The 15,736-nt window shown below is 37.0% G+C and carries 12 protein-coding genes; 2 read left to right on the forward strand and 10 right to left on the reverse strand.

The genetic code is table 11. The features are described from left to right. Positions 1-299 precede the first annotated feature (299 nt). The 4 genes from ACTXGU_RS08975 to ACTXGU_RS08990 all read right to left on the reverse strand — a co-directional run bounded on the left by ACTXGU_RS08975 (position 300) and on the right by ACTXGU_RS08990 (position 5,327). Positions 300-1,034 (reverse strand): oligosaccharide MFS transporter, encoded by a 735-nt coding sequence (locus ACTXGU_RS08975; protein WP_443481337.1) that lies wholly within the window; start codon positions 1,032-1,034, stop codon positions 300-302. A 7-nt stretch (positions 1,035-1,041) separates the two neighbouring features. Beyond that, a complete protein-coding gene (locus ACTXGU_RS08980) occupies positions 1,042-1,557 on the reverse strand; it encodes an MFS transporter (RefSeq protein ID WP_443481173.1) in 516 nt (171 codons plus the stop codon). 498 nt (positions 1,558-2,055) lie between these two features. Beyond that, positions 2,056-4,245 (reverse strand): alpha-galactosidase, encoded by a 2,190-nt coding sequence (locus ACTXGU_RS08985; RefSeq protein WP_443481174.1) that lies wholly within the window; start codon positions 4,243-4,245, stop codon positions 2,056-2,058. Between the two features lie 59 nt (positions 4,246-4,304). After that, entirely contained in the window at positions 4,305-5,327 is a 1,023-nt protein-coding gene (locus ACTXGU_RS08990) for a LacI family DNA-binding transcriptional regulator (RefSeq protein WP_443481175.1), read from the reverse strand. Between the two features lie 413 nt (positions 5,328-5,740). Here ACTXGU_RS08990 and ACTXGU_RS08995 point away from each other — a divergent pair, with 413 nt between their 5' ends. Then, positions 5,741-6,265, forward strand: coding sequence for a type 1 glutamine amidotransferase domain-containing protein (locus ACTXGU_RS08995; RefSeq protein ID WP_443481176.1), 525 nt, complete (start codon positions 5,741-5,743; stop codon positions 6,263-6,265). 399 nt (positions 6,266-6,664) lie between these two features. Here ACTXGU_RS08995 and cysK read toward each other — a convergent pair whose 3' ends face one another. Both cysK and ACTXGU_RS09005 read right to left on the reverse strand, forming a co-directional pair. Beyond that, positions 6,665-7,612, reverse strand: coding sequence for a cysteine synthase A (gene cysK, locus ACTXGU_RS09000; RefSeq protein WP_443481177.1), 948 nt, complete (start codon positions 7,610-7,612; stop codon positions 6,665-6,667). Positions 7,613-7,942: 330 nt separating this feature from the next. Then, positions 7,943-9,193, reverse strand: a complete 1,251-nt coding sequence (locus tag ACTXGU_RS09005; protein ID WP_443481178.1) for an APC family permease — start codon at positions 9,191-9,193, stop codon at positions 7,943-7,945. 153 nt (positions 9,194-9,346) lie between these two features. Here ACTXGU_RS09005 and ACTXGU_RS09010 point away from each other — a divergent pair, with 153 nt between their 5' ends. After that, complete coding sequence (locus ACTXGU_RS09010; protein WP_443481179.1) at positions 9,347-10,222, forward strand: LysR family transcriptional regulator; 876 nt, start codon at positions 9,347-9,349, stop codon at positions 10,220-10,222. A gap of 149 nt (positions 10,223-10,371) precedes the next feature. Here ACTXGU_RS09010 and ACTXGU_RS09015 read toward each other — a convergent pair whose 3' ends face one another. From ACTXGU_RS09015 to ACTXGU_RS09030, 4 genes are all read right to left on the reverse strand, one after another. Beyond that, positions 10,372-10,662, reverse strand: coding sequence for a hypothetical protein (locus tag ACTXGU_RS09015; protein ID WP_443481180.1), 291 nt, complete (start codon positions 10,660-10,662; stop codon positions 10,372-10,374). Positions 10,663-10,825: 163 nt separating this feature from the next. Next, positions 10,826-13,873: an efflux RND transporter permease subunit gene (locus ACTXGU_RS09020; protein ID WP_443481181.1), complete on the reverse strand. Its 3,048-nt coding sequence runs from the start codon at positions 13,871-13,873 to the stop codon at positions 10,826-10,828. Positions 13,874-14,215: 342 nt separating this feature from the next. After that, entirely contained in the window at positions 14,216-14,767 is a 552-nt protein-coding gene (locus ACTXGU_RS09025) for a DUF4825 domain-containing protein (protein WP_443481182.1), read from the reverse strand. Between the two features lie 261 nt (positions 14,768-15,028). Continuing rightward, the gene (locus ACTXGU_RS09030; RefSeq protein ID WP_443481183.1) at positions 15,029-15,460 is read right to left on the reverse strand and encodes a DUF4064 domain-containing protein; all 432 of its coding nucleotides are present in this window, start codon (positions 15,458-15,460) and stop codon (positions 15,029-15,031) included. Between the last annotated feature and the right edge of the window lie 276 nt (positions 15,461-15,736).

The raw sequence follows: 15,736 nt of genomic DNA on the forward strand, positions 1-15,736 counted from the left end.
TCACACTTTTCAGGGTAGCAAAAATAAAAAAGGACCATATCCGTTAAAAATCATAGATTTGGTCCCTTTTTTATTTTTTTAGGCTGTTTTCTAAATGTTTGTTGTTTTTGCATAAAACAATAAACATGGTTGAAACACTGAGCAGCCTGAATACTCGTAGACTCCTGCTTAGAAAAGCGAGAAAGACGAGACTTGTGCAGGAGCGCTAGCGACGAGGAGGCTCGGCACTCGTCCGCGAAAAGCGAAGTGTATGCCGGCTGAGGGGTAAATAACAACTATCTATTGCAAAGAGCCATTTTTTATATCTCAATCCTTTTCCCCATTTTTTTAGCGCTTACATTTTCCACTAAAGATAGTTTATTTCCTGATAAGGTGAAGATGGAGAAAACGGTAAATACAAAAGCAATGGATCCTAGTAAAAGATAAGCGCTTTGGAAGCCTACCGTATCATACATATTTCCGGCAATCGTTGATAAAAAGATGGCACCAATTTGTTTAGTGAACTGGAAACCAATTAAATAGATGGTTGCTGATAAACGCATATCAAAATGTGCAGAAATATATTTAAATACTGCCACTAATAGAATCGGAACCTCTAAAGCATGCATTAGTTTCAGTAAACTGATTGCAATTGGTCCTTCAGCAAGACCAGAGCCTATAATTCGAAAGGACATAATAAATCCTGCGTACAATAAAGCATTTTTCGCACCAATTTTTTTGATAATAAAAGGAGCTAATATCATGATAATCCCTTCAAGAAAAACTTGTAATGTTACAAGATTTCCAAAAACCGCTGTTCCTTTTTCAGGTGATGAAAAGAAATGGGTGAAATAGACAGCAAATTGTTGATCATAAACGTCATAAACACAACCAACTCCAAGCATATAAATAATAAAAAACCAGAATTTTTTATTTTTGAAAAGCGCTTTTGTTGATCCTTTTGGCAAATCAGGCTGTGCTTCCTTATTATCTGAAACGATGTGGGAATCTCCCATTCTAGCAAAAACAAATACTACTGCCAAGATAATGGCCATCACCGTACTAATCCAAAAGATTAAATTTGGATTTGAGTTGAATAAATGGCCCTGTTACAAATGTACTTGTCGCAGCACCAATATTACCAAATACTCGAACACGTCCATATTCAAAAGAGTTGGCATGACTAACTTTTTCAATATACGCTTCGATTGCTCCAACTCCACCGTTAAAAATTGCTCCAAGATAAGCGCCGCCAATTATAGCCCCTATTACAATATTAGCTTTTAGCAATGCGGGAAATATATAGACAAAAAATGGTGCGATAAAGATAAGCAAGAAAATAAAAACCCAAAGCAAATTCTTTTTTAACCCCAGCTTATCGGAAATGATTCCAAAAAACGGTTGATAACAAATTGCAGCAATCGAAATTGCCGAAAAGATAATACCCGTCTGAGTAGAAGTTAAACCAGCTTCTTTTGTTAACCATAAGGATAAAAACATGGTACAAGCTGCCCATATGAAGAAATAAATCATAAAGAATACACCGAAAATCCAATAATTTCTGTTTAGTTTTTTCAATTTGATCTTCTCCTTAAACAATTAGAATAACTATCGGTAAAACGCTTTCAAAAAGATAACTAGTTAACTTGTATTTTTTTTACTAAAATAAGTATATCAAATACAACGCTTACATACATAATTTTCTGATTTTTATTATTTTTTATAAAAACTAGTCTATACTTAACTAGTTTTTTACTGAAATTTTTACTAAAATAAAATGAATTTTATTTATTTTATATACCATTCCATAAAAAAATGCCTCAATTTTTTTGAGACATTTTTTTATCATAGGCTATTTTCTCAAAGTTTGTTGTTTTTCACAAAAAAAAATGGGAGAAGACGTTCTCAGCAGACGGAATACACGTAGACTCCTGTGGGAATGCGAGAAAGACGAGACCCCACAGGAGCGTATGCGACGAGGAGGCTCGACGCTCGCTAAACGGACGGAGTGTATTCGGGCTGCGGGTTTAAAAGCAACAACCTATACGAAAATAGCCTAATCATATGATCTTCTTTTTAAACCTCAACAAATCGCCAAACATGACTTTTGAAGTCGCCATGCAATTCAACAGGGATACTTACACCTACATATGCAAGCTCATCTCCTCCATAAACTTGATCTGTTCCAGCAAGCTGATATTTCTTCGTTACATCCACCCCTTGTAATTTTAAAAATTTCAAAGGTGCTGCTGGTTCAGCTAGAATAGTAAAATAGAAGGCAATCACTTCTGATTTATCTGAATTAGCAAACAGCCATGCCGTATCATTTCCTTCAAATGGACTAAGCAAACGATAAAAATCTCCAAATTGAATAATCTTTCTTATTTCTTTATATGTGGAGATTTGCTGTTTAACCGTTTCTTTCTCCTCATTTGTCAGCTGAGTTAAATCCAGTTCATAGCCTAAATTGCCAGACATCGCTACATCGCCGCGCATCTTCAGAGATGTACTTCGATGCACTTGATGGTTTGGAACAGCTGATACATGGGCGCCCATCGTGATAATTGGGTAGACAAGGCTTGTTCCATACTGAATTTTAAGCCTGGAAACAGCATCTGTATTATCACTCGTCCACGTTTGCGGCATATAGTAAAGAATTCCTGGATCAAATCTTCCTCCTCCACCTGAACAGCTTTCAAATAACACATCTGGGAAAGCTGAAGTAATAGCATCCATCACTTTATATAAACCAAGCATATACCGGTGAGCAGTTTCTCTTTGTCTATCAGCAGGAAGGGCAGCAGAGCCAATTTCTGTCATATGACGGTTCATATCCCATTTTACATAAGAAATAGGTGCCGCATCTAAAATAGCGCTTACCCGTTTAATCATCTCATCACAAACATCGTCACGAGAGAAATCGAGAATTAATTGATTGCGACTTTCCGAACGAGGCCGATTCTGCACATGAAGACACCAGTCTGGATGCGCCCTATATAAATCACTATCAACAGAAATCATTTCCGGCTCAAACCAAAGTCCAAATTGAAGATCCATCTCATTAACACGTTGGGCAAGACTTTCTAAACCATCCGGAAGTTTTTCTATATCGACAATCCAATCCCCTAATGAAGACAAATCATCATTTCTTTTTCCAAACCAGCCATCATCCAGTACAACTAATTCCATCCCAAGTTCTTTTCCTACTTTTGCAATATCCAAGATTTTTTGTGCATTAAAGTCAAAATAAGTTGCTTCCCAGTTATTAACTAAAATTGGACGCTCTTTATCTCGATAATTCCCTCTTGTCAGCCGTGTGCTATATAAGGAATGAAACGTTCTTGACATCTCTCCTAGCCCTTCAGATGAGTAAACCATTACCGCTTCCGGCGCTTGAAACGCTTCATTTGGATCTAGCTTCCAACTAAAATCAAAAGGATTAATCCCCATTGTTACTCTTGTTTGTCGAAATTGATCCACTTCTGCCTGTGCAAGGAAATTTCCGCTGTATATAAGGTTAAAAGCATAAACGTCTCCACTTGTTTCCGTTGTATCTTTTCTAAGTAAGGCCATAAACGGGTTGTGCTGATGACTGCTGGCGCCTCTAGAGCTATCGACAAACTGAATACCATGTCTAAGTGGAGTTCTTTCTATATGTCTTTCTTTCACATGCGCCCCATATAAGTGAAGAAAGTCAAACTCTGCATCATGAAAATCAATATTTAAACTTAATGCTCTTAATAGTTTAATAGATTGAGAGCCAGTATTGACATATCTAACCGATCTTGTTATCACATTAAAGTTTTCGAATACGGTATAACATAAGACAACCTGCAAGCCAGTTACTTGATCCTCCATGATAATTTCAAGCGTTTCTGCTTCCTCATCCGTCTCCACATAAGTAGCCGGCAGACCTTCCAGCGAGGGTTTGCCTTTTCTTATTTTGTGTGAATGATACCGTATATCCGAGATAGTGGAGCCATCCTCTAATTGTACTTGATAAGCAGGTTTGCGAAAATCAGTGTTTCCATATTGAGGAAACTCTTGTGGTAGCGTATCTAATGAATATGCCCGATCTTCCTTATATGGATTGCCAGAAAACCCTCTGTCCAACAGTTGAATTTTATTCGAATGGTGGTATTCATTTATCTTTCTCCCCCAATAAAGATGAAGCAAATATCCATCTCTAACAATTTCCATGACATAACTTGTGTCTTTTCCTTGCAGATGAAACAATCTTTTTGCAGAATCAAAGTGAATTCCCATTTATCAAACAGCTCCTTCTTATGACACTATTTTCGTTTTCTGTCTCAGCTGGCTTATTTTCAAAACTTAGACTTTGTACTGTCTCGAATAACAAGCTCTGTTGGCAAAATAACTTTTAATGGGATGTCTCTTCCCGTTTTGATTCGATCATACAGCAGCTTTACTGCTGATTTTCCCATTTCTTCTGTATGAACTTTTACAGTAGACAAGGCTGGATTTAAAAAAGCAGCAGCGTCAATATCATCAAAGCTGAAAATCGAAATATCCTCAGGAACATTAATTCCATTTTCTTGTAACGCCTTCATTGCACCAATTGCCATCGGGTCGCTTGCAATAACTACTGCACTTGGCAATGGACCCTTTTTTATTAATTTTTCCATTAAGGCATATCCGCTCGACGGACCAAATTCTCCCAAGAGGACATTTTCTTCTTTATAGATCCCCTTTTCTTTCATTACTTTTTCAAAAGTCTTTTTTCGCACATCCTCTTTATCCATCCTTTTTCCATTATGGATACTCCAAATGGAACCTTTTCCGCCAATATAGGCAATTTGGCGATGTCCCCCATTAAATAAATAATTTACTATTTCACTAGTAGCTGTTTCAAAGTCTGAAAGCACCACATCGCATTTTTCTCCTTCTGGGAAGAAATCTACATACACGATATGGTTATTTCCTTTATAAACTTCTTGTAATTCCTTCATATTTACATCACCAAGAACAATCAATCCATCTAATTCTGCCATATCCTCAACAGATAAATGAGTTTTCCTTAAATGAAATATAGAGGAAATATGAAAAGAATAATCTTGGCAAACCTTCTCAATCCCTTGCCTTATTGACATAAAATACGGATCAACTGCCTCATCATTTGTTATGACAAGCCCAATGCTATACCTTTCTGATTTAATCGATTTCGTTTTCTTTTTTCTGCCTGGTTGATAATTCAACTCACTTACAATATTCAGCACTCTTTGCCTTGTTTCACTTGAAACAGAAAGCAATGGATCATTATTTAAAATCCTAGATACCGTAGCAGTTGAAACATTTGCCATTTCTGCAATATCCTTAATCCTTGTCATATAAAGCACCGATCCCCTCACTTTACTTATTTACTAAAAATTTAGTAAATTAATTCTATTTTATTACTATATCAGAGAAACCGCTTACAAACAATGTTTTTATATAAAAATCTTTAGTGTTAGCGCTATCTTTTTCTATTAACTTCGAACTTCGTATTTACATTGCTAAAAAAAAGAAACAAATTATACACCTGTCGACTATCGAAAAATTACCAATCAAGATTAAAAAACGTATTAGTAAAGCTAATATGAAAAAGGCAAATAATATTTTAACAAATATTGGCTAATTAAAAACCAAAACTATTCGAGAAATGCCGAAATACTAGCTGCTCTATATCAGAATGTCCACCCATTTTTAATTCTTTTTAAGTCCATACCTGAACATGCTATACTTAACCTTGGAGGTGTTTTTTATGCGTTTAAAAAATAAAAAGGTAATTGCGCTTGTTAGTCCTGATTTTGAGGATTTGGAACTTTGGTATCCGGTTTTGCGTCTTCAGGAAGAAGGGGCGGCGGTTCATTTAGTTGGAGAAAAAGCGAACGAAACCTATATCGGAAAATATGGAGTGCCGGCTGTGTCCGACTATGCTTTTTCGGACATTCAAGCATCTGATTATGATGCCATTCTTGTCCCTGGCGGCTGGGCACCAGATAAATTACGCCGCTACCCTGAAGTTTTAGATATGGTCCGTTATATGCATGAGCATAAAAAGCCTATCGGACAAATTTGTCATGCTGGCTGGGTGCTGATTTCAGCGAAAATCCTAGACGGAGTCAATGTAACAAGTACACCAGGAATTAGAGATGATATGGAAAATGCTGGAGCCGTTTGGCATAATAAGCCAGTTGTTGTCGACGGTCATATTATTTCAAGCCGCCGACCACCCGATCTTCCACCATATGCAAAAGCCTTTGCCGATGTTTTGGCGGAGCAGTAAAGAATACAAAGCGAGCGTGGAATACCTGCTCGCTTTGCATTCTTTTACTTCCCATTGTTAATGAGTGAATAAACTAGATTATCTAATCTCCCATCTGTTTGTTCCAATCCACTACTGATTTTCGCATAACAACAAAAAAGCTGCTTCATTAAGCTATAGACATTACCTATCCGAATATAAAAATCTATTCGATTCGTATTTCTATAGCTTAAGAAGAGCTTTCTTCCATGTATTCCTGATCAAGTAGAAATAAACATATTTAGTTTTTTTTACAGCTATAATTCTATCTCCCTATCATTTAGTTATAATTAAATCAACTAATCCTTTGTAATTATACCAATGTTTCAATATTATTTCTTCTAAAAGCAAGACAGACAATCTCCACTCAATTCCACTTATCTACTCTTCTGGAAACAATGCTGTAGATAAATATCTTTCTCCTGTATCGGGAAGTAATACGACAATCTTTTTGCCTGCATTCTCAGGTCTCTTAGCAATTTGAACTGCTGCAAATGCTGCTGCTCCAGAAGAAATACCTACAACGAGACCTTCACTTCTTGCTAGTAATCTAGCTGTTTCAAAGGCTTCTTCATCTTTTACTGTAAAAATTTCGTCCACTACAGCTTGATTGAAATTGTCTGGAACAAAGCCAGGTCCAATCCCTTGAATTTTATGAGGTGCCTTCGTTCCTCCAGAAAGGACAGGAGAGCTATACGGTTCGACTGCTATTATTTTTACAGATCTTTTTCTCTCTTTTAAAACTTCCCCCACTCCACTAATAGTACCTCCAGTACCAACTCCACCTACAAAAATGTCTACCTCTCCATCTGTATCCTTCCAAATTTCTTCCGCTGTTGTTTTTTTATGAATTTCTGGATTGGCTGGATTTTTAAATTGCTGCGGTATGTACGAATTTGGTGTCTTTGCAGCAAGTTCTTCAGCTTTTTTGATTGCACCAGGCATACCGTCTGCAGCTGGTGTAAGAACGAGCTCTGCTCCTAATGCAATCAGCAGCTTTCTTCGCTCAATGCTAAAACTCTCTGGAAGGGTAATAATGAGTTTGTATCCCAAAGCTGCAGCTGCAAAAGCTAGAGCCACACCCGTATTTCCACTTGTTGGTTCAATAATCACTGAGTCCTTATTTATAAGTCCTTTACTCTCTGCATCTTTTATTAGAGCAAAACCAATTCTATCTTTTACACTGCCAGCAGGGTTGAAGTACTCTAGTTTGGCAAGAATTTTCCCTCCCACTTTATTTTCTTCATTAAATTTGACTAGTTCTAACAATGGAGTGTTACCAATCAATTGTGTTAAATTCGTTGCGATATTAGTTACTTTATTAGCCATTTTCGTTCCTCCATCCAAATTTAATTCCGATTTATTTTATCGGTTAAATCAACATTACTACTTTTTGGAATAAAATACAAGTATCATTTTTTAAAATTAATCCTATTTTTTTGCCAATAAAGGTGTCTCTCCCCCCATGCTTTAAAGCATTGGGAGACAGACACCTTTATTCATTACTCCTATTATAAGTGATAAGTGATAATCGAATGTTGTTTAAACTATTTTGTTTATCTTTAACATTAAAGAGAGTTCAGAATATAAAAATCCAAATTTTTTATATGACTCATACTCAATATGAAAAAATGTGATCTATTTTTTTTATGAGCACATTCACCCTACTTTCCGAAATCGCATCCATTTGGAACCATTTTTATAGAAAGCAAACAATATTGTGAGAATAACGATAATAACTAGCGCTACAAAAGATGACCTAAACAGCAATAGTCCGAATAAAATGCTCAATGAAACGGCGACCCCTTTCATAAACGGACTCTTGAATAATTTGATTGCCGAAAGAATGCCAATTAAAGCATTTGAGATGAAAAATGCATTTGCTAAAGCCACAAGATTTTCGACTGTAACAATATGAAGAAGTACAAATGTTGCAACAGTTATATGAATGATAATGAGCAGTAGGATAGAAGCGATTGGTGCTCCGTTTTTGGATTTTCTTGTTAGGATATGGAGTGCAGGAACCGACTGTGCAAGAGACGCAATTAGTCTTGATACTCCCCCTGCAATCATCAAATAAGTCGTTAAGCAAAGCCCCACCGCTACAATCGTCAATAAACCAATGGATACCCCTCCAAACAGAGGGTACAAAACGCCAGTTAATTTAATCGAAAATTGGTTGCTTGAAAAATCCGTCCATTGTACAGCTGTAGCAATGAGCAGATTGACTGCCGTAACCACAAAAGCACTTAAAAAAACCGCTTTGCGAATAGTACTTTTTGGATTTTTCACTTCAGCCGAATAGTTCCCAACGATTTCCCACCCAACCATAATCCAAAAAAGCAGCAATAAGCTATGTCCAAATGAAGGTGCATGAAATTCCTGCAACATGAATTCACTGCGATGATAAAACAGCAAGGAAACCACACTCCCGCTTGTTAAAATGAAAACGGCAATAGACGAAATAATAAGGGAAAGATTCCCAAGAAAAGTCAATCGAAATAGCAAGGTTAATCCACTTAAGGCTAAAAGGGCAATGGCAATCCACTCCGTTTTAATCGCAGATTTAAATAACCAAGTATCCAAATATTCAGCAGCCGTCATCATAACAGCAATCGGTCCCATAAATGCTGCGGACATTAAAAAAATCGACGAAAGATTTTTCATTCGCTGTCCAAATGCCTCTGCAATCGCATTGCCGATGCCAGCCTCCCCCGGAAACATCAGCGTCAACTCCCCGCAAAGAAAGGCGAAAAACACGCCAATAATTGACATGATTAGCCATGCAAAAATCGCATAATCTCCAGAAGTATCATAAATAATAGGCGGCAATAAAATAATGCCTGACCCTAGTAGAGGTCCGATTATTAAACCACTTAACGTAAGTGCACCAATTTTTCTTTGATTCATATTCCTTCCCCTTTTCAAAATAATAATGTTTTAATCCTCGAGAAAACACGCGTATTTTTTTCTTTATCCTTATTGTATTCACAGGTCATCATTCAGTAAAATAGATATGTATGATAGATGATATCGGATATTCCGATAATTGGAGGGATTAGGTTGGAAATTCGTCATTTACAAACGTTTAAATCAATAGTAGAGGCTGGCGGATTTGCGAAGGCAGCACTTCAGCTCGGCTATGCGCAATCCACAATCACAGCCCATATCCAAGCATTAGAACATGAACTGGAAGGACCACTGTTTGATCGACTTGGCAAAAGTGTTGCCTTAACAGAGCTAGGAAAGTCTTTTCTTCCGTATGCAAATGAAATGCTGCGCTTGCATAAAGGAGCAAAAGAGCTTCACCAGTCTTCTGTTACAAAAAAAGGGCAAATTACAATTGGTGCCTCAGAGTCTCTAACCGTTTATCGTTTGCCTACTATCCTTCAGTCTTATAAAGACAAGTATCCCGATGTACATTTATCGGTTCGAGTTGGAACATGTGAGGAAATCCAGCATTTAGTGGAAATTGGCGATTTAGATATTGCCCTACTGCTCAATTTAGATTTTAAAAAACCTCCTACCCTTGAAATGGAAAAAATGATCGACGAGCATATGAGTATTATTTTTTCGCCAAACCATCTTCAGCCTAATTCCATTATCTACTCAGAAGGAAACTGTCCATATCGTTCATTAATGAATAAATTTATCGCAGAGGAAAAGATGTCTCCAACATCCTTTCACGAATTCTGGAGCATCGAGGCCATAAAGCAGTGTGTCCAATGTGGATTAGGCATGGCGCTTGTTCCTGAAATTACGATTCAGAATGAATTAAAGGAAGGAAAGCTGGCAGCGAAACGTCTACATGAAAAGCATGGCAAAGTTGCTACATTCCTTTTTTACCATAAAAGCAGATGGGTTTCTCCAATCGTACATTATTTTATCGAGGAAGCAAAACAGTACTTTGAAGTCGAAAAACAAAAAACATCTTGCTGAGTATGTAGCAACATATTCTTCAACATATTTTTTAAATATCCATTTACTTTTCAGAAAAAACATGGATACAAAGCTTTAGGGGTATCTGTCAAAAAGAAGATTAACTATCTAAGCCTCTCGTATGATGAAGCCCAGAAAAAAAAAGAGCCTTAAGCCCTCCATTTATCAATTAATCGTATTATATACATCCATATTATACCAACAGAACAAATATAGTAAAAAATAAGCAGGATCCATCCTGTAGGATCAATCGGGAATAAGGATGTAAGTGTAATTAGCGGGATCACAAAGTATAAAATATCCTTTAAATAATTGGTTATAATTTCCGGAGAAAGTTTCCAAGTCACAAATGATTTAAAAAGGCCAAAAAGAAAATCCAGCAACATAAATCCAAACACAGCCCAAACGGCATATATCACCCAGCTTGAAATTTGAATCATCTCCTTTCTTTCACTATAGTACTTTATCCTATGCTGAAGGTATTAATTGTGACTGTCCATTTTGTCGAAAAATTGCCGACAAAAAACAACCACCTTTTGATGGTGCTCATGCACCTAATTCCACAAGAAAAACCGAGCCATTACGCTCGGTTTTTCCTTTTACTTATGCAACTTCATGCTCACTCTTTTTATTTCGTTTGTTCTTTCTTTTTGGATGAAAGAGGCTGTATAGAACTGGAATGATAATTAACGTTAGAATCGTTGATGTTGTTAACCCTCCGATTACAACAACAGCTAAAGATCGGGATACGAGTCCTGCATGGCTTGAAACAGCCATTGGAATCAAGGCTCCGACTGTTGCAATGGCTGTCATAAGGATCGGGCGAATTCGGACAGCACCTGCTTCAAGCAAGGCTTCGTGGATGCTTAAACCAATCTTTTCGTTTTGCTTTACACGATCTAGCAGCACAATCGCATTGGTTACAACAATTCCATTTAGCATCATGATGCCGATCATGGCCGGCATTCCAATTGGTTCTTTTACAACAAACAATCCAATCAAAGCTCCAATTAAAGAGAATGGAATTGCAAAAAGAATCACAAATGGTGCCTTTCCTTCTCCAAAAGAGATAACCATAACCATATAAACTAGTAAAATACTAACCGCAATAGCGATCGTCATGTTTTTAAAGCCTTCATCCATCGCAGCTGAAGCTCCTTCTTTATACCAGGATACTCCATTTGGCAAATCTAGTTTTTCTAGTGCTGCATTGGCTTTATTGCTTACTTCTCCTGTATTAGAATCTGTAATGGCTGCTCGAAGCATTACGTATTCTTTGCCATTTAAGTAGCTAATAGAAATTCTATTTTTTACTTTTTTAAGCGTGCCAAGGTCTTTTAAAGCAACCTCTTGACCTAATGGGTTCTTAATTTTTTGCTCTCCGAGTGCTTTAATGGATGAAACATCGTCTAATTGAAGCTTTAATTGCAAATCTGTTTTATCGCCATCCATCTCAAGTTCTGTTACCGTATCACCCGTAATAAGGGTGCGAAGGCTTTGCGCAACCATTCCTGGCATAAAGCCATGTTCACTCAGCTTTTTCTCGTCTAAATCCATATTAATTTCAGGCTTTTCTCCTTCAAGGTTTGTGCTGATATCTGCTAATCCATTTATTTTTTTAAGCGCTTGAGTCATTTGCTCGCTTCCAGTTTTTATATCTTCTATATTTGGACCATTTACAATAATCTCTAAGTAAGATTGACCGCCACCAGTCATGTCTCCAGTGCTAGTTAACGTGATTTCCTTTGCACCATTTATGTCCTTAAATTCATTTCGAAGCTCTTTAGCTAATTTTTTAGGATCTTTCACCGAATCCTTCATAACAAAAGAAACAGATGCTGAACCTTCCCCTACTGAAGTTGCAATTTGCTTCACTTCTTTTCTAGTCATTAAAATACTTTCTACTTGACTAGCAAGTTCATTTGTCTTCTCTGCTCCAATTCCTTGCTCCATAGAAATAGAAGTTCGGTATTCAAGCGTTTCTTCTTGTGGCAAAAAGGTCGTTCCAAGTCTTGGCGCAATCGTCACTATACTTGTAGCTAATAAAAGTACAGCGATTATTAAGGTCACTGCTCGATGAGAAAGTGCCCATGCCAATGCCTTTCGATATGCTTTTTGAATCCCGTTCTCTTTATGTTCCTTCGGTTTAATGTTTAGTAAAAAGATTCTAGATAGCAATGGAACAATTGTGACTGCTGTCAATAAGGAGAACAATAACGAAATAACCACTGTCCATGCAAGCGGTGCAAAGAATCTCCCTACAATGCCAGGGACGAATGCCATTGGCAAAAAGACAGCAACCGTCGTAATCGTCGATGACGTGATGGCGGATGCCACTTCTCTTGTCGACTCTTCAACTAGCTTTTGATCACGATTTTTGGAAGCACTCACTCGACGGAATACATTTTCAATGACAACGATGGAGTCATCTACGACTCTACCAACCGCTACTGCAATCCCTGCTAGTGTCATAATGTTTAAGGTGTACCCTAACATTTTTAACAATAAAAACGACGAAAGGATGGAAAGTGGAATAGAAATAATCGCAATAAGGGTTGAACGAATGTTGCGCAAGAATAGCAGCGTAACAATAACAGCCATTACAGCACCTAATATCGCTTCACGCAGCATCGATGAAACCGATTCCTGAATGGATATCGACTGATCGGAAAGAGTAATCAGTTTATAGTTTGATGGGATATCCATTTCTTTTAACGTTTTATTTGCTTCTTTTACAATCGCAACTGTATTTTCTCCCGATTCTACCGTTAAATCAATAATGACAGCTGGGTTGGAATTGATCCTTGTAAAACTTTTTTGCTCCCCATTCCCATTACTGACATTTGCAATTTCTTTTAATTTTATCGATGGAATAGACGGTGCTGATTCTCCCGCTTTCACCGTTGCTTGATTAGGTAAAAGAACGTTGATATTTTGAATGTCCTTGACTGAGTTAAGCTCCTTGCTCACACGTACAGGCAATACTTCGTCATTAACTGCTACTTCACCTGTTGGAATGGATAAATGATTGGCCATGATTGTTTGCTTTACTTCATCAAGCGTCAATCCATATTGGGTTAGCTTTTCCGGTAAAAGCTCGACATACAGCTTGTTTTCATCAATGCCTGCCGCCTTGACCTCTGCTACTCCTTCAATTCCTTCTAAAGCAGGAACCACTTCTGTTTTTACATAGTTTTGAACATCCTTCTGTTCTCCATCGGCATAAATACCCACTTTATAAACTGCTTCACCGTCAGGAGATTGGCGCATGTATTCAGGCTGACCTACTGTTTCTGGCAGCTTTACTTTGGAGATGGCTTGTCTTGCTAGATCCTCCCCGTCATCCATATCTACACTCATTTCGTATTCGAGTGTGATCCAAACTCCCCATGCCGAAGCTTCGGAGTATACGTTTTTCACTCCATTAATATTCATCGCTTCCTTCTGAACAGGCTCAGCAATATCTTTCGATGCCTGCTCCGGCGATGCCCCAGGATAGGAAATGAACACACTTAAATAAGGAATATCCACTCCAGGATATTTTTCAACGTTCATTTTCTGTACGGAATAAATACCCCCTCCAATCAGCATCGCCACAATTAAACATAAAGCGACCGTGTTTTTCATACTAAAACGAATAATTGATTTCATTGCATCCTCCTAAAACTTTAATAATTGCCTGCTTTATTATACTAAACTTTCCACATTTTGTATAATGCACCAGAGGTTTAATTATAACTACGACCTAAGACGTAGAAAGGGCTATGGGTGCCTGTTCCCATAGCCCTTATGCTAATCTGCAAACCTATCGTTTTTCTCGCGGTGGTTTCGTTTTTCTCGCGGTGGTTTCGTTTTTCTCGCGGTGGTTTCGTTTTTCTCGCGGTGGTTTCGTTTTTCTCGCGGTGGTTTCGTTTTTCTCGCGGTGGTTTCGTTTTTCTCGCGGTGGTTGCCTGTCTCTCAGCGCTTTTAAAGCACTGGAGACAGGCAACCTTATTAGGATAGAGACCCTAAACCATTCTCTATATAGTATTCGTCCATTAATAGACTACGAACTTGCTGCTCCCAGACTTTCTTGCTTTTAAGCAATCGATCAAAATCTTTATATAATTTTTTAACCATTTCCCTGTTGACAATAACAGATTTATCTAGAAAGCCTAATTCGATTTTCTCTAAGTTTCCAATTAATAAAAAGGTAGCAGTGGAGTTATAAATGATAGACTGATTCACAAGTTTCGTACCAATTTCTGTGCTCGGAAGATGGTAGTTTACTTTTATTGTGAATATATCAGAAAGTAGTTGAAAGTCTTTTTCGACTTCGTTCAGTGGTAAATGATTAAATAAAATGATGACATTGGACGCATTGCCCATATAAGGCTGCTTATACGGAAGAATATACTCCAAATCATGAGTAAGTGGTCTTCTTTGATTGATTACATAATGTTCTGCAGCAGCATGCTTTTTCGAATTGATAATAAACTGAACAACAATAAACATTAATAACCATGAAACTAATAATCCTGCAATCAGTACTCCTGACTTATTCATACAAATCCCTCGCTTCATATTATGGTTATAGCTTGACGATTTCATAGACACACTCTTTTTTTAACCCCATTGAATTATAGCTTATTAAGCCTGCCTAAACAATATTTTTCACAGAATATTCAATCAATTAATAGGATTTAAAATGAAAGGTGCTCCTCTCAAAGTAATAAATGAAAAGAAGCGACCTTCTTTAATGAAGAATCGCTTACATTACTTAAGTTTTCAAAATGTGATATAGCTCACACATCAAAATCCTGATCATTAAAATGAACTATTCGCATTAAATGATTCCTTCGGTTTTCTTACTAAACTCATTATTCCTGCTATCAAATACAAAATGGCTGGTAAAAATCCTCCACCAAGGGTAGAAATACCGATAATAAGTGCACTTAGGATAAACAATATTCCTGCTTTTTTAGGGTTCTTATTCTTTTTCACACTTGCTATTGCAACAATACCAAGGATGAATACTAAAAGAGCTGCAATACTAATTAACCACCCTCCACTTGTCATCGAATGCATAAAACTATTTAAATCAGCACCGGAAATTCCAGAATCTTGCAAACTCGATCTTATTTTCGATTGCGTACTTTCATTATATTGTAAAATCAATTTAAAAACCCCAAGAATTACAAAAAATGCTGACAATATAACACCAATTACTCCTAAAACTATTTCTCCTGTACGTTTCATTACGAATCCTCCTTTAATTCTTCCAAGTTAAATGATACCATTTTTGTTAAAAATATCAATCGTCCCAAGCAGATTATTTTAGAAAATATTGAATCCTACTTTTACTTCTTCTGCCTACTCATAGCACTTGAACTCCTTTTTTTGTAACACGCAGAATAACTTGCAGGTAATTTTCAAAAACCTCCCCTCATTCTACAATTTTCCTTTTTCCATTAGATTTTACGTCTTATCCTTTAAAAAGTTTCAACTAAAAAAATTCTCAACTCCTAAAAGAAA

The organism is Niallia sp. 01092, assembly GCF_052318935.1.
Taxonomy (GTDB): Bacteria; Bacillota; Bacilli; order Bacillales; family Cytobacillaceae; genus Niallia.